Here is a 22223-nt window from a genome sequence, read left to right as displayed (position 1 = left end):
GTTGGACGAGCCTGCCGGTCTCAATCCGAACGCAGCGTCGGGATCAAGTCAACCAAAATTAGGACAAGTACGAATTTTGGAAATGATCGGCGGGGCTAGCGCGGAAACTGGATTGTGGCTTGAGTGCGGACGAGGCGGGCCCGGCTGGAGGCGAAGGAGCGGACGATAGGGGCGGAATCCACCTCACCTTTGCCGGCACAAGGGTTCGCGGGCGCGCTGCGGGAGCGGCATGGGGGATGCTGGCCGGATGAATAGTGCCATATTTGGTATTCGTGTTGATTTTTGCACGCAGAGTCGGTTTCATGGCTGCCGGATCGTGCCGACAAGGCCGGCGCGGCCGCCAGGGACCGCCCCGCATCCGACAGGACCTTCATGAGCCACGATTATCCCGTTCCGCCGCGCTCCGAAGATCGTGACATCCTCGGTCATGCGGTCGACCGCCTCGAGGATCGTCCCCTGGTGATGGGCCGCGGCGCCTATGCGGGCGACATCTCCTTCCCGAACCAGCTCCACATGCGGGTCGTGCGCTCGGCCTACGCGCACGGCCACCTGCGCGGCATCGACCTGTCCGCCGCCCGCGCGCTGCCCGGCGTGGTCGCGATCTGGACCCAGGCCGACATCGCCGCCCTGCCGCCGATCGACTTCCGCGACCCCTCCGCCGCCGTGCTGAAGCCCTATCGCCAATATGTGCTGGCGAAGGACAAGGTACGCTATGTCGGCGACCCGGTCGCCGCCGTGTTCGCGACCGATCCCTATGTGGCCGAGGACGCGGCCGAGATGATCCTCGCCGACATCGAGCCGCTGCCGCCGGTGCTCGACCCGAGCGCGGCACCGAGCGAATTCTCGGCCGGCCACGACACCGAGCCGACCGTCATCCGCCATTCTTATGGCGACATCGACGCCGCCTTCGCCGCCGCCGACCACCTCGTCGAGCTGGACCTGACGGTCGGCCGGCACTCCGGCGTGCCGATGGAGACGCGCGGCGCGATCGGGCGCTACGACGCCGCGCGCGACATTCTGGAACTGCACGGCGCGGCCAAGGTGCCGCACCGCAACCGCGACACGCTGGTGCGTATGCTCGGCCGGCCGCCGGATTCGATCCACCTGTTCGAGGGCCATGTCGGCGGCGGCTTCGGCATTCGCGGCGAGCTGTACCCCGAGGACGTGCTGGTGCTGCTCGCCGCCCAGCGCCTGCGCCGTCCCGTCAAGTGGATCGAGGACCGGCGCGAGCATCTGATGGCCGCCAACCATTCGCGCAACCAGCGCCATCTCGTGCGGGCCGCGGTGTCGAAGGACGGCCGGCTGCTAGGGCTCGACAACGAGTTCTTCCACGACCAGGGCGCCTATGTGCGTACCCATGGCGCCCGCGTGGTGGCGCGCACCATGAGCATGCTTACCGGGCCCTATCTCATCGGCGCCTATCGCTCGGTCGGCCATTTCCGCCTGACCAACAAGACGCCGGCGGCGACCTATCGCGCGCCGGGCCGCTATGAGGGCACCTTCGTGCGCGAGCGGATGATGGACGCCATCGCCGCGAAGCTCGGCATGGACCGGGTGGAGCTGCGCCGGCGCAACATCATCCCGGGCGAGATGATGCCGCACACCATCCATTTCGATCAGCCCGGCGTCGAGGAGTTGGCGCTCGATTCCGGCGACTATCCCGCGCTGTTCGAGAAGGGGCTGGCCGCCTTCGACTGGGAGGGGCGCCGGCGCGAGGTCGAGAGGCGCCGGGCCGCCGGTGAATGCGTCGGCCTCGGCGTCGGCGTGTTCGTCGAGGAGAGCGGGCGCGGCCCGTCGGACGGCGCGCGCATCACCGTCGATACTTCGGGCCGGGTCGAGGTGCTGACCGGCGGCGCCTCGGTCGGGCAGGGCTTCGAGACCGTGATGGCACAGATCTGCGCCGAGGCGATCGGCGTCGACTACAAGGTGATCCGCGTCATCCACGGCCAGACCAACCGCATCGCCCACGGCATCGGCGCCCATGCCGCGCGGGCCAGCGTGCTCACCGGCAATGCGGTGCACATCGCCTCGACGAACCTGCGCGAACGCGCGCTGATGTTCGCTTCCGAGCTGCTGCAGACGCCGGCCGACCAGCTATCCCTGAAGGGCGGCGCGGTGGTGCGGCTGAGCGTGCCGGACGAGCCGGTGATGACGCTGGCCGAACTCGCCGGCAAGCTGGCGCCCGGCGCGCCGTTGCTGGCCGGCCGCTCGCCCGGGCTTACCGCCGAGGGATGGTTCAACACCGACCACACCGTCTTTCCCTATGGCGCCCATTTCGCCCAGGTCCGCGTCGATCGCGAGACCTGCCAGGTGACGGTGGAGCAGTTCCTCATCGCCTATGATGTCGGCCGCTCGCTCAATCCGCGACTGGTGCGCGGGCAACTCGTCGGCGCCTGCGTGCAGGGGCTGGGCGGCGCGCTGCTGGAGGAGTTCACCTACAACGACACCGGCGATCCGCTGGCGATCACCTTCGCCGACTATCTGATGCCGACCGCCAGCGAAACGCCGCCGATCGAATGCCTCATCACCGAGGAGGCGCCGAGCCCGCGCAACCCGCTTGGCATCAAGGGGGCGGGCGAGGGGGGCATCAATGCCGTCGGCGCCGTCATCGCCGGCGCCATCGACGACGCGCTCGGCATGCCCGGGACGGTGACGCAGCTTCCGGTGACGCCGCAGCGGCTGCATCTGGCGCTGGCGCGCCTCGCCGAACGCAAGCCCGACGCGGCGTGAGCGCGCGCCGCCTTTCGTCTCCACCGGAGCCGTGCCCGTGCTGAGCCGCACCTCGCTGATGTTCGTCGGATTTGCGGCCGTGGCGGCCTTCGCCAACTGGTGGAAGGGCGGCATGCCCCTCGCCCTGCAGAGCGCGGGCTTTGCCGCCGAGGAAGCGCTTCAGGTGGCGCCGGAGCTGGTGTTCGGCCTGCTGATCGCCGCCTTCAGCAGCATACTGGTATCGCGCGAGCGCGTGGCCCGATGGCTCGGCGCCGAAGCCGGGCTGCGCGGGCTCGTCATCGCCACCCTGGTCGGCGCCCTCATGCCGGGCGGGCCGTTCGCCTCCTTCCCGCTGGTCTTCGCCCTCTACCAGGCGGGGGCGGATGTCGGGGCGCTCACCGCCTTCCTCGTCGCCTGGGCCGCCATCGGCGTGAACCGGCTGCTGGTGTGGGAAATTCCGTTCATGGGCGTCGAGTTCGGGCTTCTGCGCCTCGTCAGCAGCCTGCCGCTGCCGATCCTCGCCGGGCTGGGCGCGCAGTTCCTCGCCTCGCGGCTGGAGTTCTTCCGCATGCGCCGCGAGGAGGAAGCGGAGTGAATATCGGCCTCGTCATCATGGCGTGCCTGGCGACAGGCACCTTTATCGCCGTCCTGGTCCGCCAGCCGGGGCGGCTGAAGGGCGCGCTGGCACAGGTCGGCCGGCAGGGCGGGAGCCTCGCCGTGCGCATCCCGATGGCGCTCTATGTCGCCTCCAGCATCGAGCACTTCGTTCCGACCGAGGCCATCGGCCCGGTGATCGGCGAGGGCAGCGGCTGGAAGGGCATCCTCCTCGCCTCCGCCTTCGGCGCCTTCGTGCCCGGCGGGCCGATGGTGACCTTCCCGCTCGCGCTGACGGTCTGGCAGATGGGGGCCGGGCGGCCGCAGATCATCGCCTTCCTGGCGTCGTGGTCGATCTTCGCCGTGCACCGCATCCTGTCCTATGAGCTGCCGCTCATGGGCTCGCGCTTCGTGCTCACGCGCCTTTCCGCCTCGTGGTACCTGCCCCCGCTCGCCGGGGCGCTGGCCTGGATGCTGATCGCCCTTTCGGGACTCTGGACCGGCTAGGCGGCCGCCCCGGCCGCCGCGACCACCGTGCCGACGGCATCGGACAGCGCGCCCTCGGGCGAGGCGTTCGACAGCGCCAGCACTTCGGCCACCGCGTCCATCGCGGAAGAGGCCGGCCCGCCGGCCCCGGGCCGCGCCCGCGCCCATTGCTCCAGCAGGGCGAGCTGGATCTGCTCGGCCTTGAGCTCGGCCTGCTGGACGAGGCGGCGCAGTTCTTCCTTGGTCGCGTCCGGGCAGTCGGTGCGCGCCGGCTTGAGGCGACGGCGGATGGCGCGCAGGGGCAGCACCGTGTCCTGCCGCCATACCCCGAGGTCGTCCCGCGCCGCTTCCAGAAGGGCGCGGTCGACCGGCAGGCCCAGCACGCGGCTGGCATAGAGCGCGAAGATCAGTTCGACCACGTCGACCCCGGCCTCGTCCTGCAGCCGCAGGCAGGCGGCGGAGGCGCCCGGCGCGGCGTAGAAGGCGAGCGCATAGCGCCAAAGGCCGCCGTCGAGGACGAGGGGGGCAGCATCGGTCACGGGCATCTCCAGGGTGAGGCGATTCCGGGGTGAGGGCGATCCGGTCTGCGGCGACCATAGCGGCAGAGCCCCCGCGATGCCACGCGCGGGCCTGCTCTTACCCGCCATCACTTTCGGCGCTAGGTTCAGCCTCAAGACATAAAACAAAATTATCCCCGCTGGGGAGTCGAGGAGGAAATGCTGCCATGATGACGCTTCGTCATATGGAGGTCTTTCACGCCATAATGGTAACGGGTTCCGTCACGGGGGCGGCGCGGCTGCTCAACGTGACCCAGCCCGCCATCAGCGCTGTGCTCAAGCATGCGGAAAGCCGGCTCAACATGAAGCTGTTCCTGCGGTGCGGCGGGCGCCTGCAGCCGACCGAGGAGGCTCACGCCATCTTTCCCGACGTCGCCGCGATATTCGGCCGGGTCCATGCGGTGGGCCGCCTGGCGCAGGACCTGGTGGGCGGCCGGCTCGGCACGCTGTCGGTGGCGGCGGCGTTTCCGATCGCCAATGGCTATCTCGCCAAGGCGATGGCCTCGTTCCTGGTGGAGCGCCCGCATGTGCGCTGCACGCTGCAGTCGCTCACCTCGCCGCAGGTGCTCGACCGGGTAATCAACCGCGAGGTCGAGATGGGGCTGGCCCATGAGCCGATCGTCAGCAGCGCCGTCGACACGCAGGAGCTGATGAGCTGGAGCCTCGCCTGCGTCATGCCCAACGACCACCCGCTGGTCGAGCGCGACGAGATCAACGTCGCCGAACTCGAGCCCTATCCGATCATCACCTACCAGCCGCAGATCGTGTTCCGCCCCTTCGTCGACCGCGCCTTCAGCCAGGCCGGGATCGCCCCGGTCATCGCCATCCAGGTCAGCATCGCGCTGACCGGCATCATGCTGGCGCGGTTCGGGGCAGGGGTCGCCATCGTCGATCCCCAGCTTGTCGATTCCATGGGTATCCCGGGAGTGGTCGTGCGTAAGCTGCGCCCGCGGATCGAGGCCAAGACGTTGATCATCCAGCCCAAGGACGCGCCGCGCTCGATCATCGTCAACGACTTCGTCGACCATTTGCGAAAAGTTATACGCGACGGCGAGATATAGAAGATCTGTTTATGGCGGGCGGCCCTTTTTTTATTCGACAGCATCGGGGGCATCGCCTTTGATGCCCGTCCAGCGAGGTAGCCTCGACCCATCCTGCCACGGAGAAGCGTTCGAAAACGACGGGACGGCACCCGCAAAATCAAAAGAGATAAAGCCTGGAGGAAAAGCCCATGAGGTACCTGCGCAGCGCGATCGCGGCGGCGGCCGCCTTGTTATTTTCGGCGGCAGCGCATGCAGAGTTTCCAGACAAGCCGGTGACGCTGATCGTCCCCTTCGCGGCCGGCGGTTCGAACGACATCCTCGCGCGCCATCTGGGCGACGGGCTGAGCAAGATCTGGGGCCAGCCGGTCGTCGTCAACAACATGCCGGGAGCCGGCGCGGCCATCGGCTCGGCGCATGTGTCGAAGGCGGCGCCGGACGGCTACACGCTGCTGATCGCCTCCGTCACCTTCACCATGAACCCGGCCGTACAGCCGAACCTGCCCTTCGACCCGCGCAAGGACTTCCAGCCGGTCGCGATGCTCGGGCAGGTGCCGCTCGTTCTCGTGGTCGGCAAGGCGCTTGAGGCCAAGACGGTGCAGGAGCTGGTGGCGACGGCGAAGAAGCAGGAGCTCAACTACGCCGATTCCGGCCTCGGCACCGTCAACCAGTTCGGCGCCGAGCTGTTCGCCCAGAGCGCCGGCATCACCCTGACGCCGGTCCACTACAAGGGCGGCTCCGAGGCGATGACCGCGGTGATCGGCGGCCATTCCGACATGTTCATGAGCAGCATGACGCAGGCTCTCCCGCTGATCCGGGGCGGCCAGCTTCGGGGCCTCGTCGTCACGGGCAAGGAGCGCGCGACGGTGGTTCCCGACATTCCCACCACCGACGAGGCCGGCATTCCCGGCGTCGACGTGCAGCAGTGGTGGGGCATCATGGCGCCCGCCGGCACGCCGATGGACGTGGTGGAGAAGCTCAACGCCGACATCAACAAGGTGATGTCGACCGAGGCGACCAAGGAGTTCCTCGCCCGCGACGCCGGCCGCCCCACGCCGATGTCGGTCCAGGAGTTCTCCGACCTGATCTCCGCCCAGCTCAAGAAGTGGCCGGAAGTGGCCGACAAGGCGGGCATCAAGATCGAGTAGTCCTTAGCCGGCAGCGGAGCCGCGGCGCGCCGCTGCCGGACCGATCCTCGGTATCCCACGGGAATGAGCAATCGCATGAAGACCGTCAACCACAGGGATGTCGGGGCGGGCCTGCTTTACGTCGTGCTCGGACTGGCGTTCACGATCGGGGCCTCGGGCTATCGCATGGGCACGGCCGCGCGCATGGGCCCAGGCTACTTCCCGTTCTGGCTGGGGGTGATCCTGACGGTCATCGGCGCGGTCGTCATCTTCAACGCCGTCCGCTCCCGCGTCGCCGCCGAGCCGATGGAACGCTGGTCGATGCGCGGACTCCTCACCGTGCTCGCCTGCGTGGTCGCCTTCGGTTTCCTGCTTCCCCATGCCGGACTGATCGTCTCCGTGCTGTTCCTCGTCATCGGGGTGAGCTTCGCGGGGCCCGACTTCTCCTGGCGCGTGGCGCTGGCAACGGCCGCCGTGCTGCTCGCGCTCACGCTGGCGCTGTTCGTGTGGCTGCTGGATCTGCAGTTCACGATCTGGCCGCCCTTCGCGACCTTCTAGGAACCCGCCATGGAACTGCTCGACCATCTGGCTCTGGGCTTCTCGACCGCTCTGAGCTTCAACAACCTGTTCTATGCGTTCCTGGGATCGGTGCTCGGCACTTTGATCGGCGTGCTTCCGGGCCTCGGCCCGCTGGCGACGATCTCGATGCTGCTGCCCTTCACCTTCGGCCTCGACCCGCTCGAGGCGCTGATCATGCTGGCCGGCATCTATTACGGGGCGGCGTATGGCGGCTCCACCACCGCCATTCTGGTGAACCTGCCGGGCGAAACCTCCTCGGTCGTCACGGTGATCGACGGCCACCAGATGGCGCGGCAGGGGCGGGCGGGGGTGGCGCTCGCCACCGCCGCGCTCGGCTCGTTCTTCGCCGGCTGCGTCGGCACCTTCATCCTCGCCGCCTTCGCCGCGCCGCTGACGCAGCTCGCCTTCAGCTTCGGCCCGGCCGAGTATTTCTCGCTGATGGCGATGGGCCTCGTCGGCGCCGTCTCGCTCGCATCGGGGCCGCTGATCAAGTCGATCGGCATGATCGTACTCGGCCTGCTGCTGGGGTTGGTCGGCACCGACGTAGCCTCCGGCGCGATGCGCTACACCTTCGGGCTGCCGCAGCTCTGGGACGGCATCGACTTCGTCGTCATCGCGGTCGGCATCTTCGCCTTCGGCGAGGTCATCACCTCGCTGGAACGCAAGGAGATACGCGACGCGCTCAGCAGTCCGATCACCCGGCTCTGGCCGAGCTGGCAGGACTTCAAGGACATGGCCCCCGCCGTGCTTCGCGGCAGCGCCATCGGCTCGCTCGTCGGCGTCCTGCCCGGGGCGGGGCTCTCGCTCGCCTCCTTCTTCGCCTACAGCCTGGAGAAGAAGACTTCTCGCACGCCCGAGCGCTTCGGCAAGGGCGCGATCCAGGGCGTCGCCGGGCCGGAAGCGGCCAACAACGCGGCGGCGCAGACCGCCTTCATTCCCACGCTCACGCTTGGCATTCCCGGCAGCGCGACCATGGCGCTGATGCTTGGTGCCATGATCGTGCACAACATCCAGCCCGGCCCGCAGGTGATGACGACCAACCCGACGCTGTTCTGGGGGCTGATCGCGTCGATGTGGATCGGCAACCTGATGCTGGTCATCCTCAACCTGCCGCTGGTCGGCATCTGGGTGAAGCTGCTCAGCGTGCCGTTCCGGGTGCTGTTCCCGGCAATCATCCTGTTCTGCTGTATCGGCGTCTATTCGGTGCAGAACTCGATCTTCGACATCTATCTCGCCGCCGGCTTCGGGCTGTTCGGCTATGTGCTGCACAAGCTCCACTGCGAGCCGGCGCCGCTCATGCTCGGCTTCGTCCTCGGCCCGATGATCGAGGAGAACTTCCGGCGCGCGCTGGTTCTCTCCAAGGGCGACTTCTCGGTCTTCGTAACCCGGCCCATCTCCGCCGTGCTGCTGGCGATCACCGCCATATTGCTGATCATGGTGGCGATCCCGGCCATCCGCAGCCGCCGGCAGGAGGCGTTCGAGGAATGAGCGGGCGCGGGGCCGGGGCCGTCGTCGGGCCAATCCCCGCCGTCGGAGCGGAGCGTCGGCGCGGCCATGGCTGAGAGCGTGCGCGTCTCCCACCCGAGCATGGGTGTCGCCCGGGTCACGCTGGCGCGGCCGGAACGGCACAACGCCTTCGACGCGGAGATGATCGAGCGCCTGACGCGCGTACTCGCTGAGCTCGATGCCGACGACGCCGTTAGCATCGTTGTTCTGGACGGGGAGGGCCGAAGTTTCTGTGCCGGCGCCGATCTCGGCTGGATGCGGGAGGCGGCGACGCGCGACCGCGCGGGTAACATCGCCGACGCGCAGGCGCTCGCCCGGCTGATGGCGACGCTGGACGGCCTGCGCAAGACCAGCCTCGCTCTCGTCCATGGCGCGGCCTATGGCGGCGGCTTCGGGCTGGTGGCCTGCTGCGACATCGCCATAGCCGCCGAGGAGGCGCGCTTCGGCCTCACAGAGGCGCGTCTGGGGCTGATACCGGCGGTCATAAGCCCCTATGTCATCGACGCGATCGGCAGCCGGCAGGCACGCCGCCTTTTCCAGACCGCCGAGACCTTCCCCGCCGCCGAAGCGGAGCGCATCGGCCTCGTCCACGAGGTCGTCGCCGGCGAGAGGCTCGCATCGCGCGGCGAGGAGATCGTCGCGCTTCTGACCGCGGCGGCACCCGGCGCCCGCGCGCAGGCGAAGCGGCTGGTCGCGGCGGTGAAGGACCATCCGCGTGACGAGGCCCTTCTCGCCCTGACGGCCGAATGGATCGCCACCATCCGCGAGGGGCCGGAGGCCGCCGAGGGTATGGCCGCCTTCTTCGAGCGGCGGCCGGCCAGCTGGCGCCGGGAGGGCTGAGCGTGGCGGACAGCGTGCGCATCGTCGAGGTCGGCCCGCGCGACGGGCTGCAGAACGAGGCCGCGCATCTGTCGATAGAGAACCGGGTTGCCTTCATCGAAAAGCTGCTCGACGCCGGGCTCGCTACCGTCGAGGCCGGCAGCTTCGTGTCGCCCCGGTGGGTGCCGCAGATGCAGGGCACCGACGAGGTGCTGCGCCGGCTCGCAGGGGTCGGCGCGGGCCTGCCGGTTCTGGTGCCGAACCTGACCGGGCTGGAGGCGGCCATCGCCGCCGGCGCGCGCGAGGTCGCGGTCTTCGTCGCGGCGTCGGAAGCGTTCTCGCTCCGCAACCTCAACTGCTCCGTCGACGACTCGCTGGAGCGCTACGCCCCGGTGATCGAGCGGGCGCTCGAAGCGGGGCTCGCCGTGCGCGGCTATATCTCCTGCGTGCTCGGCTGCCCCTATGAAGGGCGCGTGCCGTCCGCCGCGGTGGTGTGGCTGGCCGCCCGCCTGCACAGGCAGGGCTGCTACGAGGTCTCGCTCGGCGACACGATCGGCGTCGGCACGCCGATGCAGGCACGCACACTGGTGCGCGAGGTCGCCGGCGAGCTGCCTGTCGGGGCGCTGGCGGTCCATTTCCACGACACCTACGGCCAGGCGCTGGCGAACATCTACGGCGCGCTGCAGGAGGGCGTGTCGGTGGTCGATGCTTCTGCCGGCGGGCTCGGCGGCTGCCCCTATGCCCGCGGCGCCAGCGGCAATGTCGCGACCGAGGCCGTGGTCTATATGTTGGACGGCATGGGCGTGCGCACCGGCGTCGCGCTTCCCAAGCTGATCGAAGCGGTGCGCTTCGTCCATGCCCGGCTCGGCCGCGAGCCGGCCTCCGCCGTCTATCGGGCGATGACGGCCCGCGCGGATGCGACGCCGACGAGCGGCGGTTAGAGCGGCGCTACCCTTATTCTCCTTATCGAGTGCGTTCACACCGCCGCCTGCCAGCGAGGCGGCGGCGGGAACTGGCGCCTGGCGGCGCCTCCCCATAAGCGTGGTTGATGTTCCCCTGCGACATACTGATTGGACCGTTATCACCTTCAGTCTCATCTTTGCGCCCACCGAACGAAGTGACGGCGCAGCGTTTCATGGCAAATCTTGTCGTTGGGATCATTGATCCTTTCCATCCCAAGATCCTGGAGATGATTGCTTCCGGCATTCCTGACGACTGGTCGCTGAGTATTGCCGCCGATCAGAGCGCGGAAGAGAAGGCGAGGGCGCTCGGCAGGGCCGACATCGCCTTCGTCATGGCCGCGCCCATGCCGGCGTCGCTGCTGCGCGAAGCGCCGAAGCTGCGCTTCATCCAGAAGCTCGGCGCCGGCGTCGACCGTATCGATCTCGACTTCTGCGCCGCGCACGACATCACCGTGGCGCGGCTGCAGGCGGGCAATTCGATCCCCGTCGCCGAGCACACGCTGCTGCTCATGCTCGCCGCCTGCCGGCGCCTGCCCTATCTCGACCGCCAGACCCGCGCCGGCGGCTGGGACAAGGAGGCGGCGCGCGGCAACAGCCGGCAGATCCACGGCAGGACCGTGGGCATCGTCGGCTTCGGCGCCATCGGCAAGGCGGTCGCCCGGCTGCTCTCCGGCTTCGGGGCCGAACTGCTCTATTACGACCCGCTGCGCGCCGACCCCGGTGTCGAGCGCGGGCTGGGCGTCGCCTATGCCTCGCTGGACGAGATCACGGCCCGCGCGGACATCCTCTCGCTGCACCTGCCGCTGACCAAGGACACGGCGAAGCTGTTCGACGCGGCGCGCATCGCGAAGCTGAAGCCGGGTGCGATCTTCATCAATTGCGCGCGGGGCGGGCTGGTCGACGAGAAGGCGCTCCACGCGGCGCTGGTCGAGGGGCGGGTCTACGCCGCCGGGCTCGACGCCTTCGAGGCCGAGCCGCCGGTCGGCAACCCGCTGCTCACGCTGGACCAGACGGTGGTGACGCCGCACGTCGCGGGCGGAACGGTCGACAATTTCGCGCCGGTCCTCGCCCGGGCGATCGGCAATGCCCGCCGGTTCCTGCACGGCCAGAACCTGCCGGAAGAGGACCTCGTTCCCCTGCCGCCCCGGACGGCCGCCTGAGCCCGCTGCGGGACGCCATCAACTCACGCGGCAGGAGGTAAGCATGACCATCCACCCCTTCATGATCGCCAATGGCTGGCGCACCGGCGCGGGCGAGGCCTTCTCCTCCATCGATCCGAGCACCGGCCGGGAGGTCGCGCGCATCGGCGGCGCGGGCGCGGCGGATGTCGACGACGCGGTCGCCGCCGCCCGGGCGGCGCTTGCCGATCCGGCCTGGAGCGGGCTGAAGTGCCACGAGCGCGCGGCCTACCTCTTCCGCATCGCCGAGCTGATGGGCGGGCGCCTCGACGAACTCGCCCGGGTGCAGATGGAGGACAACGGCAAGACCTTCGCCGAGTGCCGCAGCCAGGCCGCGAGCGCGGCGGCGACGTTCCGCTACTACGGCGCCGTCTGCGAGACCTTCGAGAGCGAGATGAATACCCAGCGCGGGCCGAGCGTGACCATGACGGTCTACGAGCCGGTCGGCGTGGTGGCGGCGATCACGCCGTGGAACTCGCCGCTGACGCTGGAGGCGCAGAAGCTCGCGCCCATCCTCGCCGCCGGCAACACCGTGGTGCTGAAGCCTTCCGAAGTGACGCCGCGCGTCGCGCTCGAATATGCGCGGCTGGCGATCGAGGCCGGGCTGCCGGCCGGCGTGGTCAACGTCGTGACCGGTGCCGCCGATGTCGGCCGGGCGCTGGTCGACCACCCGGACATCGACATGGTGAGCTTCACCGGCGGCACCGCGTCCGGCCGGGCGATCGCAAAGGCCTGCGGCACGCGGCTGCGGCCGGTGGTGCTGGAACTCGGCGGCAAGTCGCCTCACGTCGTCTTCGCCGATGCCGATCTCGAGCGGGCGCGCACCACCGTCGCCTCCGGCATCTTCTCCGGCGGCGGGCAGTCCTGCGTCGCCGGCTCGCGCATCTTCGTCGAGGCGTCGATCCACGACGCCTTCCTCGAGGCCATCTGCGCCAGCACGCAGGCCTACAGCATGGGCCCGCCGGAGGATGCGGCCGCCACCCTCGGGCCGATGGTGAGCTTCCAGCACCGCGACCATGTCGCCAGCGCCGTCGAGGCTGCGCGCGCCGAGGGCGGCAAGGTCCTGACCGGCGGGGCGATCCCGACCGAAGGCGCACTCGGCGCCGGCGCCTACTATCCGGCCACGGTGATCGCCGGCCTCGGCAACGAGGCGCGCGTCGCCCAGCAGGAAATCTTCGGCCCGGTCGCGGTCGTCCTCCCGTTCCGGGACGAGGCGGATCTGGTGGCGCAGGCCAACGATACCGAGTTCGGCCTCGCCGCCGGCATCTGGACCCGGGACTTCGCCAAGGCCTGGCGGGTCGCGCGGGCGATCCGCGCCGGCACGGTGTGGATCAACACCTACAAGGAAACTTCCATCTCGACCCCCTTCGGCGGCTTCAAGCAGAGCGGCCTCGGCCGCGAGAAGGGGCAGACCGGGATGCGCACCTACATGGAGCCCAAGGGCCTCTACTGGCACGTGGGATGACCTCGAACGCCGCGTGACCGGCCCTCGCCCGGCCGGACGTCCGCAATCAGAACAGCCGCGTAAGCGCGGCATCGAATGGGAGAACTGACGCATGGCGACAACGGTGGAAGTGATGGCCGATGCCTTTAAGGAGGTAGGAACGCCGTTTCTCGTCGGCCATCCCGGAGGCGAATCGGTCGAGCTGATGGAGGCCGCGCGCCAGCGCGACATGCGCTTCATCCTGATGAAGCAGGAGACTGCCGGCGCCATGCTGGCCTCCACCTGGGGCGAGATCACCGGCTCGCCGGGCGTGTGCCTGTCCACCCGCGGGCCGGGCGCGGCCAACATGGTCAACGGCGTCGCCTATGCCGCGCTCGACCGCGCGCCGCTGATCGTGCTGACCGACCGCTATTCGCAGCCGGCGCAGGAGGTGGGGCTGCGCCAGCGCATCGACCAGCTCGCCCTGTACGCGCCGCTGGTGAAATGGGGCACCACGGTCGACGCCCGCACCATCCGCCAGCAGTTGCGCCGGGCCATCCGGACCGCGACGGCGCCCGCGCCGGGGCCGGTGCAGTTCGACATCCCGCAGAGCGAGACCATGAAGGACGCGACCGAGCTGGTCGCCGAGCCGCCGGTCTCGCCCAACCTGCTCAGCCCGGAGCCCGACACCAAGGCGCTCCAGCCGCTGATGGACCGCATCGGCGCGGCAAGGAAGCCGGTGCTGCTCGCCGGCCTCGGCGTGTTCTGGGACAAGGCGTCGGCTGAGCTGGTGCGCCTCGCCGAGGCGCTGGGCGCGCCGGTGCTCGTCACCTCCAAGTGCAAGGGCGCGATACCCGAGGACCATCCGCTGCGCGCGGGCTGCATCATCGGCGGCCTGATCGAGCGCCAGCTGGTCATGGAGTCGGACCTCATCATCGCCGTCGGGCTCGACGCGGTCGAGCTGCAACCCAAGGCGTGGCCCTACACGATCCCCGTCGTGGCGCTGTCTTCGACGCCCTCGCTCGACGCGCTGGTGCCGGCGCAGATCGAGGTGCTCGGCAATCTGAAGACCCTGCTGGGCAAGGTCGCGGCGCTGTCGAGCGGCGGCAACTGGGGCGAGAAGGCTGCCTCCATCTTCCGCACCGACGTCGCCAACGCTTTGAACACGCCGAGCACCGGCCTGTCGCCGCAGCGCACGGTGGAGCTGGCGCGCGCCGTGCTGCCGCGCGAGACCGTCGCCACCTGCGACGCCGGCGCCAGCCGCCTCCTCGTTGTGCAGAAATGGCAGTCCTACGGCCCGCGTGAATTCCTCACCTCCAACGGCCTCGGCTCGATGGGTTACGCCGTGCCCGGCGCGCTCGGCGCCCGGCTCGCCTATCCCGACCGGCCGGTGGTGGCGTTCACCGGCGACGGCGGCTTCCTGATGGCGGTGGCGGACCTCCAGACCTCGGTGCGCGAGAACCTGCCCATCATCGTCATCGTGTTCGACGACCGGGAGATCGGCCTGATCCGCGTCAAGCAGGAGATCAAGGGCATCCCCCGGCACGGCGTCGGCATCGGCGGCTGCGACTGGGAGAAGATCGCGCAGGGCTTCGGGGCCGATGGCACCACGGTCGACACCGAGAACGGCCTGCAGGACGCGATCGGCGCCGCGCTGCGCTCCGGCCGGACGACGGTGATCGGCGTGCGGATCGACGGCTCCGGCTATGTCGACCAGTTCAACGCCCTGCGCGAGCTCTGATCCGTCGGCCGCGCGACGGGAGACGAGCCGTGCCCGATGCCGGCCACGGATCGCCGTGGCCGGCATCGCCTTCGGGCCGGAGGGGCGGGAGGACAATCGACGATGGACTTCAATCTGACCGACGAGCAGCGGGCGATCGTGCAGACGATCCGCGACGTGACACAGGCCGAGTTCAAGCCGCGCGCGCAGCGCTACATGGACGGCACCTTTCCCTGGGAGAACATCCACAGGCTGGCCGAGCTCGGCGTGCTCGGCATGGCGGTGCCGGAGGAATATGGCGGCATGGGCCTGCCGGTGCTCGACACCGCGCTGGTGCTCGAGGAGATCGCCAAGGGCTGCTACGTGACGGCGATGGCGGTGCTGGGCGAGGTGGGAACCCAGACCCGCATCATCGCCACCTACGCGCCCGAGCACTTCAAGCAGCGCCTGCTGCCGGCCGTGTGCAGCGGCCACGCGATCCTCGCCATCTGCATGACCGAGCCACATGCGGGCACGGACGTCGCGAACTACCGGACCAACGTCACCATCTCCGGCGATCGCGTGGTGCTGCGCGGCGTGAAGACGCTCATCAGCCGCGTCGACGAGGCGGCGGCCTTCGTCGTGTTCTCGCGCATAGACGGTCGGCACGGGCGCGAGGGGATCGGCTGCGTGCTGATCGAGCGCGGCACGCCGGGGCTGGAGGTGACCGCGCGCTACCACACCATGGGCGGTGAGAACCTCGCCGAGGTGCAGTTCAACGATTGCGAGCTGCCACTGGAGAACGTCGTCATCCGCGAGGACGGGTTCCGCAAACTGCTCTCGGCCTTCAATACGCAGCGCTGCCTCAATCCCAGCATCTCGCTCGGCCTCGCCGAAGGCGCGTTCGAGGAATCGGTGAAGTATCTCCGGTCACGCAGCGCCTTCGGCAAGCCCATCGGCGATTTCCAGGGTATGCGCTGGAAGCTGGCGGAGATGTACCGGGACATCGAGGTCGGGCGCGGCATGCTCTACCGGGCCTGCGCCTCGGCCGACCCGTTCCCCGATCCCTACATGGCCGCGCTCGCCAAGATGTACTGCAACGAGATGTCGAACCGGGTCACCAGCGAGGCGATCCAGATCCATGGCGGCTACGGCTTCACTGATGAATATCCGGTCTCGCGCCTCTATCGGGGCGCGCGCTACGGCACGCTCGGCGGGGGCACGACGGAGACGCTGAAGGACCTTGTCGGCAAGAAGATCATCGCCGATTTCGACGACGTGCACGGCTTCGCGGCGCTGGGGACGTTCTGATGGCGGACGCGTCCTCGCCCGCGGAGGCCTCGGCACAGGCTGCCGCCCCGGCCTATCCGCTGGCCGGCGTCACGGTGCTCGACCTGTCGCACATCTATGCCGGCCCCTACGCCACCTTCCTGATGGCGATGGCGGGGGCTGAGGTCATCAAGATCGAGCCGCCGGGCACGGGCGAGCATTTGCGGGTGCGCGCCGGCATCGGCGGTGCCGCGCTGCCCTTCGCCATGCTCAACGGCAACAAGAAGTCGCTCAGCCTCGACCTGAAGTCCGACCGGGGGCGGGAGCTGCTGTTGCGGATGGCGCGCGGCGCGGATGTGCTGGTGGAGAACTTCGCGCCCGGCGTCACCGAGCGCCTCGGCCTCGGCCCGGCCGAGCTGCGGGCGGTCAATCCCCGCCTAATCTACGCTTCGAGCACCGGCTATGGCCGGTCCGGCCCGTATCGCGACTATCCGGCGATGGACATCACGGTGCAGGCGATGTCGGGGATCATGAGCATCACCGGCTTCCCGGACAGCCCGCCCGTGAAGTCCGGGCCGGCGCTGTGCGACTTCTTCGCCGGCATCCACCTCTATGCCGGCATCGCCACCGCGCTGTACGAGCGCGAGCGCACCGGCAAAGGGCGCCTGGTGGAGGTGTCGATGCAGGAGGCCGTCTACGCCTCGCTCAGCTCCAATCTGGCGCTCTATCACGGCAATGGCGGCAAGGCGCCGGCGCGGACCGGCAATCGCCATGGCGGCCTCGCCGAATCGCCCTACAACGTCTATCCCGCCAAGGATGGATACATCGCCATTATCTGCAACAACAACAGGCACTTCCACGCGCTTTTGAAAGCGATGGATCGCGAGGGGCTGCGCGACGACCCGCGCTTCGCCGACCTGAAGTCGCGCGTCGGCCATATGGAGGAGATCGACCGGCTGGTCGGCGACTGGACCCGTGAGCGGACCAAGGGCGAGCTGGCGGCGCTGTTCCTCGCCAACCGCGTGCCGCACGCGCCGGTGCGCGGCCTCGACGAGGTGGTGAACGATCCGCACATGCACGCGCGCGGCAGCCTGCAATGGATCGACCATCCCCAGTTCGGGCGCATCGTGGTGCAGAACAGCCCGATCCGCTTCGAGGACGTGCCGCCCATGCCGCTCGTCCCCAGCAGCCGGCTCGGCGAGCAGAACGAGGCCGTCCTCGTCGACCGCTTCGGGCTCGACCCGGACGAGGTCGAGGCCCTGCGGCGCGACGGCGTCATCTGAGAGGCGCGCCGCCGCGCCGGAACGCTCACTCCTCGAACGGCGTCTCGCGCACCTCGAGCGGCGCGAGCCCGACCGCGGCGGCCTCGGCCTGGATGCGCGCCAGATCGGTTGAGCTGTAGGGCACGCCGTGCGCCAGGCGCTCGGCTTCGAGCCGACCCTCGAGCTCTCCCGGCATCAGGATCTCGTCGAACCCTTCCGCGAGCGGCGCCCCGTGCACGGTACGCACCAACTCGTCCATGCGGGCGCGGAACGCCTCCTCGGTGACGAACAGCCCCGGCCGGATCGCGAGGAAGAAGTGGCCGACATTCTGCGGCCGCTCGAAATCCTCGAACTGGTTGGCGACGGCGCCGGCGAAGGCGGCTCCCGAGAACACGCCGCCGAGAATGTCCATCAGCATCGAGATCGCCGAACCCTTCGGCCCGCCGATCGGCAGCACCACGCCGCCGTCCAGCGCGGCGTTGGGATCGGTGGTCGGCCGGCCCTCCTTGTCGAGCGCGTAGCCGAGCGGGATCTCCTGCCCGTGGCGGGCGGCCTTGCGGATCTTGCCGCGCGCGGCGACCGCCGGCGACATGTCGAGCACATAGGGGATTTCGCTGCCGCCCGGCGCGCCTGCCGCGAACGGGCTGGTGCCGAACAGTGCCGCCCGCCCGCCCCAGGGCGGCATGGCGCGCGAGGCGTTGGTGGCGACGAGCGCAATGTAGCCGGCCTCCACCGCCTGCAGCGCGTAGTTGGCGGCCATGCCGAAATGCGTGCTGTTGCGGACCGCGACCAGCCCCACGCCGAACTCGCGCGCCATGCCGATGGCGCCGTCCATCGCGAAGGTCGAGGTGACGAAGCCGAAGGCGTTCTGCCCGTCCAGCGCGGCAGCGACCGGCGTCGCCTTCTCGAGCGCGAGCGCGGGCCGCGGGTTGATGAGGCCGGAGCGCACCCGCTTGAGATAGTGCGAGAGATATTGCAGCCCGTGGGTGTCGACCCCGCGCAGGTCCGCCCGCACCAGGCAGCGGGCGACGATGGCCGCGTCGGCCTCGGGCAGGCCGTTGGCCGCGACCACACGGGTGGCGAAGGCCTCAGCGTCCTGCGGCCGGGCATACATCCTGGCCGGGGTCGAGCCGGCGTCCGGCGGCGAGTGCAACATGGGAGTCTCCGTTGGCGCGGGGCGCGATCAGGTGAAGCCGTACAGCCGCGCCGGGTTGTCGACGAGGATGCGGCGCAGGGTCGTCGCCCCGTTCGCCCAGCCCGCCAGGCGGTCGAGGACGAGGCCGTCATCCTCGGGATAGAAGATTTCGCCGGCGCTGGCCCCGGCGCGCGGGTGCGGCCAGTCGCTTCCCCAGAGCACCCGTTCGGCATTGGCGCCGATGAGCGCCCGGGCCCAACGGGCCAGCGCGGGAGAATCGGGATCGGCCAGCCGGCGCGGGGCGGAAAGCTTGACGTAGGCCGTACCGCGCTCCAGCAGCCGCAGGATGCGGCGGGCATCGTGGGCGATATTGGCGCCGTCCGGCTTCGGCCGGGCGAAGTGGTCCAGCACGGTCGTCACCGGCAGCGCGGCGATCTCGTCGGCGAGGCCGGCGAGGAGGTCCATCGCGGCATAGATCTGCAGGTGCCAGCCCATCGGCGCGATGCGCTCGGCGGTAGCAGTGAGGTCGCGGGCGATGTCCCCGCGGTCGACGGCCCCGCCGCCGGTGGCGACGTTCAGCCGGACGCCGCGCACGCCCCGGTCGTGGAGCGCATGCAGCGTCTCCTCGTCCACGTCGCCCGACAGGACCGCGACGCCGCGCGCTTGCGGGCCAAGCTGCGCGAGCGCGTCGAGCAGGCACGCATTGTCGGTCCCGTAGGGGCTCGCCTGCACGATGACGACGCGCTCCAGGCCGAGCGCGCTCTGATGGGCGACGAGATCGGCGACGCTGGCAGGCGGCGGGGTGTAGTGCCGCCCGGCTGCGAACGGAAAAAGCGTGCCGGGCGCGAAGACGTGCACATGGGTGTCGCAGGCGCCGGCGGGCACGCCGAAGGAGGGCGCCGTGTGCCGCACGCCGAGTATGACCGGCGAAAGTTCGGGCAGGACGGAAAGCATCACGGCCGGTCGCTCGCGCGCGGGCGATCCGTCGCGCCCGATGGGCGCCGAGCAGCGCTGCCGACATATGCGGATGCGTTCGCAGCCGTTCCGATCATCCGGGTCGGCCGGATACCATGCGTGCTCCCGCTTTGCGCGGCAGCGAATGCCTCGGCGGGCATTTGTTCCTCCCGGTCTTTCCGTGAGGAGAGACCATTCCGGCCGGGAGAACCAATCACATTATTCCGCCGGCACATAACGGTGGGTTATGAGGTCGGCGGGGCGGGCAGGGGCGATCTGATCGCCGGCTGTTCGGGAGGGCGGCGAGGGCCGGTGGGACGACCCCTATCCCGCCGTCAGGCGGCCGCGTCGTCGCCGTGGCGCGCCATTTCCCGCGCATAGCGCACCAGCGCCGCGAAGCGGTAGAGGCCGTGCACGAACTTGCCGTAGGGCATGGTAAAGAACAGCGCGAACACGACGCCCAGATGGACCGCCAGCAGCAGCCCCATGGCCGCGCTCTCGCGGAAGGCGAGCAGGGTGAGCCCGGTGAGGCTGGTCAGGAACAGCATGACGAGGAAGGCGACGTCCATGCCGAGCCGCGCCTCGTCCACCAGGATGCGCTCGCGCCGCAGCTTGGCCGCGAGCAGCCCCGCCGGGCCGATCAGGAGCCCGACGCCGCCGGCGGTGCCGAGCAGCACCGGCAGGTCGTAGATCGGGTAGGGCGCCTCGCGGCCGAGCAGGTAGTGGTAGAGCGTCGCCACGCAAGTCGCGGCGAAGCACAGCATGAAGCCGTAGAACGTGCAGTGATGGTAGAAGCGGCGATTGTCGTCCGGCTTGTCGCTCTCGTTCATGCAGCCGACGCCGCCGCCGTCGAGATAGCGCAGCCGCCCCGCATCGTTGATCGCCTGCCAGAGGGGCTTCGGGGCGACCAGCGTCGCGGCCGGCTCGCCGATGTCGTTCCAGAACGCGCGCAGGCCCATGCCGACGGCGACCATCGCATAGAGGAACACCCCGCCGAACAGCAGCGCCATCGCGTTGTGCGGCATCAGCGCATAGAAGGCGCCAGCGTCGAGATGCGTGCCGAACAGCACGTCGCGGTCGTGCCAGGCGGCGAAGGCGAGGATGAAGCCGGCGACGCCCAGCGCCGCGATCAGGCTGACGGCGAGCCCGTTGCGGTCGAACAGCGGCGCGAAGGCGCGCGGCCAGGCAAAGGCGCGGTAGGAATCCGCCCGCGCCACCGCCAGCGTGCGCGGCACGTTGACGTCGAACTCATGCGGCGGCGAGAACTGGCAGTCATGGTAGCAGGCGCCGCAGCCATGGCAGAGATTGGCAAGGTAGTTGAGGTCGCCATCGGCGAAGGAGCGCCGCATCTCCATGGCCGGGAACACCGCGCACAGCCCCTCGCAATAGCGGCAGGAATTGCAGACCGTCATCAGCCGGTCGGCTTCCGCCAGCGTGTCGGTGGCGTGGATGCGTTCATTGGCGAGCATTGCTGGCGGCCTCCCGTCCCGCGATCCGGCCGAACACGCTGCCGATCGTCATGCCGATGCCGGCGGCATAGCCCCTGCCGAGCACGTTGCCGGCCATGATCTCGCCGGCGGCGAACATGTTCCGCGCCGGGCGCCCGTCGGCCATGCGCATCCGTGCCTCGCGGTCGATCCGTGTGGCGAGGTAGGTGAAGGTGATGCCCGGCCGCACCGGATAGGCATAGAAGGGCGCGGTCTCGATCCGCCGCGCCCAGTGCGTCTTGGGCGGCGAGAGGCCCACTGTGCGGCAGTCGTCGAGCGTCTTGTCGTCGAACGTGCCGGGCTGGACGGCGGCGTTGAAGCCCTCCACCGTCGCGGTGAGCTTTTCCGCGTCGAGCCCGAGCTTGCCGGCCAGCTCGGCGATGCTGGCGCCGCTGATCGGGGGGAAAAGCGAGGGCATGAACAGCTCGAGCGAGCGGGCGTCGAAGATGATGTAGGCGATCTGGTCAGGCTGCGCGGCGACGAGGCGGCCCCAGATGGCGTAGCGCTTGGGCCAGATGTCCTCGCCCTCGTCGTAGAAGCGCTCGCACCTGTTGTTGACGACGATGCCGAACACCACGCAGTCGAGCCGTGTGATGATGCCGCCGTCGAATTTCGGCGCGCGCGCGTCGATCGCCACGGCGTGGCACTGGGTCGGGTCGCCGATCGTCTCGACGCCGGCGGCCATCAGCATCTTCAGCACCGTGCCGCGATTATAGGGCGTGCCGCGGATGAGGAAGTTCTCGGCGACCTCGCCCCAACCTTCCTTCAGCCAGTCGATATTGGCCTCGAAGCCGCCGGCGGCCGCCACCAGCGCGCGCGCCTCGATCCGGACGAGCGCGTCGCCGCGCCGGACGGTGGCGGCTCGGAAGGTGCCGTCGTCGATATCGAGCGCCACCACCTCGGAATCGTAGGCAACCTCGACGCCCAGCCCTTCGGCCGTGCGGTAGAGCTCGTTCAGCATCGAGCGCCCGCCGCCGAGGAAGAACGAGTTGGTGCGCCCCAGGCTGAGCGTGCCGCCGAGCGAAGGCTGGAAGCGCACGCCCTGCTCGACGATCCAGTTCAGCATGTCCTTGGATTCATGGATCATGTGCCGCGCCAGTTCCTCGTCGGTCTGGCCGCCGGTCACGCGCAGCAGGTCGTCGAAGAACTCGTCCTCGGTATAGGGGCCGGTGAGGATCTCGGTCGCGGTGTCGTGGGCGCAGCGCATGTTGCGGGTGTGGCGCGTGTTGCCGCCGCGATAGAAGCGCGGCGCGGCCTCCAGCACCAGCACGCGGGCGCCGTCCCGGCTGGCGCTGATCGCGGCGCACAGGGCGGCGTTTCCGCCCCCGATCACCAGCACGTCATAGGGGCCGCGGGGCCCCGATTCCGCTCCGTTTTCCCTCGCCGCCATAGCTCCCGCCTGTTCGCCCGTCGTATTTGCATGTTATTGTATACGTA

General features: G+C 69.6%; 19 protein-coding genes. 14 read left to right on the top strand and 5 right to left on the bottom strand.

Annotation, left to right across the window (positions count from 1 at the left end):
- Positions 1-372 precede the first annotated feature (372 nt).
- The 3 genes from NVS89_RS15730 to NVS89_RS15720 are packed head-to-tail and all read left to right on the top strand — an operon-like array spanning position 373 to position 3810.
- A complete protein-coding gene (locus NVS89_RS15730) occupies positions 373-2730 on the top strand; it encodes a xanthine dehydrogenase family protein molybdopterin-binding subunit (protein ID WP_258733713.1) in 2358 nt (785 codons plus the stop codon).
- A 37-nt stretch (positions 2731-2767) separates the two neighbouring features.
- Positions 2768-3304: a permease gene (locus NVS89_RS15725; RefSeq protein ID WP_258733712.1), complete on the top strand. Its 537-nt coding sequence runs from the start codon at positions 2768-2770 to the stop codon at positions 3302-3304.
- Positions 3301-3810 (top strand): hypothetical protein, encoded by a 510-nt coding sequence (locus NVS89_RS15720; RefSeq protein ID WP_258733711.1) that lies wholly within the window; start codon positions 3301-3303, stop codon positions 3808-3810. The genes NVS89_RS15725 and NVS89_RS15720 overlap by 4 nt, the downstream gene beginning before the upstream one ends.
- Here the strand turns inward: NVS89_RS15720 and NVS89_RS15715 are convergent.
- Entirely contained in the window at positions 3807-4328 is a 522-nt protein-coding gene (locus NVS89_RS15715; RefSeq protein ID WP_258733710.1) for a TIGR02444 family protein, read from the bottom strand. The two genes, NVS89_RS15720 and NVS89_RS15715, sit on opposite strands and share 4 nt — an antisense overlap.
- Before the next feature lie 185 nt (positions 4329-4513).
- Between NVS89_RS15715 and NVS89_RS15710 the strand changes: the two genes are divergently transcribed.
- The 11 genes from NVS89_RS15710 to NVS89_RS15660 all read left to right on the top strand — a co-directional run bounded on the left by NVS89_RS15710 (position 4514) and on the right by NVS89_RS15660 (position 17231).
- The gene (locus NVS89_RS15710; RefSeq protein WP_258733709.1) at positions 4514-5407 is read left to right on the top strand and encodes a LysR family transcriptional regulator; all 894 of its coding nucleotides are present in this window, start codon (positions 4514-4516) and stop codon (positions 5405-5407) included.
- 170 nt (positions 5408-5577) lie between these two features.
- A complete protein-coding gene (locus NVS89_RS15705; RefSeq protein WP_258733708.1) occupies positions 5578-6534 on the top strand; it encodes a Bug family tripartite tricarboxylate transporter substrate binding protein in 957 nt (318 codons plus the stop codon).
- A 75-nt stretch (positions 6535-6609) separates the two neighbouring features.
- A complete protein-coding gene (locus NVS89_RS15700; RefSeq protein WP_258733707.1) occupies positions 6610-7071 on the top strand; it encodes a tripartite tricarboxylate transporter TctB family protein in 462 nt (153 codons plus the stop codon).
- A 9-nt stretch (positions 7072-7080) separates the two neighbouring features.
- A complete protein-coding gene (locus tag NVS89_RS15695; RefSeq protein WP_258733706.1) occupies positions 7081-8580 on the top strand; it encodes a tripartite tricarboxylate transporter permease in 1500 nt (499 codons plus the stop codon).
- 66 nt (positions 8581-8646) lie between these two features.
- Entirely contained in the window at positions 8647-9438 is a 792-nt protein-coding gene (locus NVS89_RS15690) for an enoyl-CoA hydratase-related protein (protein WP_258733705.1), read from the top strand.
- A 2-nt stretch (positions 9439-9440) separates the two neighbouring features.
- Positions 9441-10358, top strand: coding sequence for a hydroxymethylglutaryl-CoA lyase (locus NVS89_RS15685; RefSeq protein ID WP_309486560.1), 918 nt, complete (start codon positions 9441-9443; stop codon positions 10356-10358).
- Positions 10359-10465: 107 nt separating this feature from the next.
- Positions 10466-11539, top strand: a complete 1074-nt coding sequence (locus tag NVS89_RS15680; RefSeq protein WP_309486558.1) for a 2-hydroxyacid dehydrogenase — start codon at positions 10466-10468, stop codon at positions 11537-11539.
- Between the two features lie 43 nt (positions 11540-11582).
- Positions 11583-13022 carry an aldehyde dehydrogenase family protein gene (locus NVS89_RS15675; RefSeq protein WP_258733703.1) on the top strand — a complete coding sequence of 480 codons (1440 nt, stop codon included), beginning with the start codon at positions 11583-11585 and terminating at the stop codon, positions 13020-13022.
- A gap of 91 nt (positions 13023-13113) precedes the next feature.
- Positions 13114-14721: a thiamine pyrophosphate-binding protein gene (locus NVS89_RS15670; RefSeq protein ID WP_258733702.1), complete on the top strand. Its 1608-nt coding sequence runs from the start codon at positions 13114-13116 to the stop codon at positions 14719-14721.
- 102 nt (positions 14722-14823) lie between these two features.
- A complete protein-coding gene (locus NVS89_RS15665; RefSeq protein ID WP_258733701.1) occupies positions 14824-15990 on the top strand; it encodes an acyl-CoA dehydrogenase family protein in 1167 nt (388 codons plus the stop codon).
- The gene (locus NVS89_RS15660; protein ID WP_258733700.1) at positions 15990-17231 is read left to right on the top strand and encodes a CaiB/BaiF CoA transferase family protein; all 1242 of its coding nucleotides are present in this window, start codon (positions 15990-15992) and stop codon (positions 17229-17231) included. The genes NVS89_RS15665 and NVS89_RS15660 overlap by 1 nt, the downstream gene beginning before the upstream one ends.
- 25 nt (positions 17232-17256) lie before the next feature.
- On the opposite strand, the gene NVS89_RS15655 is transcribed toward NVS89_RS15660, so the two are convergent.
- The 4 genes from NVS89_RS15655 to tcuA form a co-directional block, all read right to left on the bottom strand.
- Positions 17257-18366, bottom strand: a complete 1110-nt coding sequence (locus tag NVS89_RS15655) for an Ldh family oxidoreductase (RefSeq protein ID WP_258733699.1) — start codon at positions 18364-18366, stop codon at positions 17257-17259.
- Between the two features lie 27 nt (positions 18367-18393).
- Positions 18394-19299: an amidohydrolase family protein gene (locus NVS89_RS15650; protein WP_258733871.1), complete on the bottom strand. Its 906-nt coding sequence runs from the start codon at positions 19297-19299 to the stop codon at positions 18394-18396.
- Between the two features lie 335 nt (positions 19300-19634).
- Entirely contained in the window at positions 19635-20750 is a 1116-nt protein-coding gene (gene tcuB, locus NVS89_RS15645; RefSeq protein ID WP_309486565.1) for a tricarballylate utilization 4Fe-4S protein TcuB, read from the bottom strand.
- 4 nt (positions 20751-20754) lie between these two features.
- On the bottom strand, positions 20755-22176 hold the full coding sequence (gene tcuA, locus NVS89_RS15640; protein ID WP_258733697.1) for an FAD-dependent tricarballylate dehydrogenase TcuA: 1422 nt from the start codon (positions 22174-22176) through the stop codon (positions 20755-20757).
- Positions 22177-22223: the final 47 nt, after the last annotated feature.

This window comes from Ancylobacter mangrovi, assembly GCF_024752355.1.
In the GTDB taxonomy this organism is placed as follows: Bacteria; Pseudomonadota; Alphaproteobacteria; order Rhizobiales; family Xanthobacteraceae; genus Ancylobacter; species Ancylobacter mangrovi.
The sequence above is the reverse complement of the archived record's forward strand: the minus strand, read 5'-3'. Positions and strand labels throughout refer to the sequence as shown.

Coding starts and splice junctions, on each gene's coding strand:
- NVS89_RS15730 (WP_258733713.1), top strand. CDS start 373: ATGAGCCACGATTATCCCGTTCCGCCGCGCTCCGAAGATCGTGACATC.
- NVS89_RS15710 (WP_258733709.1), top strand. CDS start 4,514: ATGATGACGCTTCGTCATATGGAGGTCTTTCACGCCATAATGGTAACG.
- NVS89_RS15705 (WP_258733708.1), top strand. CDS start 5,578: ATGAGGTACCTGCGCAGCGCGATCGCGGCGGCGGCCGCCTTGTTATTT.
- NVS89_RS15700 (WP_258733707.1), top strand. CDS start 6,610: ATGAAGACCGTCAACCACAGGGATGTCGGGGCGGGCCTGCTTTACGTC.
- NVS89_RS15695 (WP_258733706.1), top strand. CDS start 7,081: ATGGAACTGCTCGACCATCTGGCTCTGGGCTTCTCGACCGCTCTGAGC.
- NVS89_RS15690 (WP_258733705.1), top strand. CDS start 8,647: ATGGCTGAGAGCGTGCGCGTCTCCCACCCGAGCATGGGTGTCGCCCGG.
- NVS89_RS15680 (WP_309486558.1), top strand. CDS start 10,466: ATGTTCCCCTGCGACATACTGATTGGACCGTTATCACCTTCAGTCTCA.
- NVS89_RS15675 (WP_258733703.1), top strand. CDS start 11,583: ATGACCATCCACCCCTTCATGATCGCCAATGGCTGGCGCACCGGCGCG.
- NVS89_RS15670 (WP_258733702.1), top strand. CDS start 13,114: ATGGCGACAACGGTGGAAGTGATGGCCGATGCCTTTAAGGAGGTAGGA.
- NVS89_RS15665 (WP_258733701.1), top strand. CDS start 14,824: ATGGACTTCAATCTGACCGACGAGCAGCGGGCGATCGTGCAGACGATC.
- NVS89_RS15660 (WP_258733700.1), top strand. CDS start 15,990: ATGGCGGACGCGTCCTCGCCCGCGGAGGCCTCGGCACAGGCTGCCGCC.
- NVS89_RS15655 (WP_258733699.1), bottom strand. CDS start 18,366: ATGTTGCACTCGCCGCCGGACGCCGGCTCGACCCCGGCCAGGATGTAT.
- NVS89_RS15650 (WP_258733871.1), bottom strand. CDS start 19,299: ATGCTTTCCGTCCTGCCCGAACTTTCGCCGGTCATACTCGGCGTGCGG.
- tcuA (WP_258733697.1), bottom strand. CDS start 22,176: ATGGCGGCGAGGGAAAACGGAGCGGAATCGGGGCCCCGCGGCCCCTAT.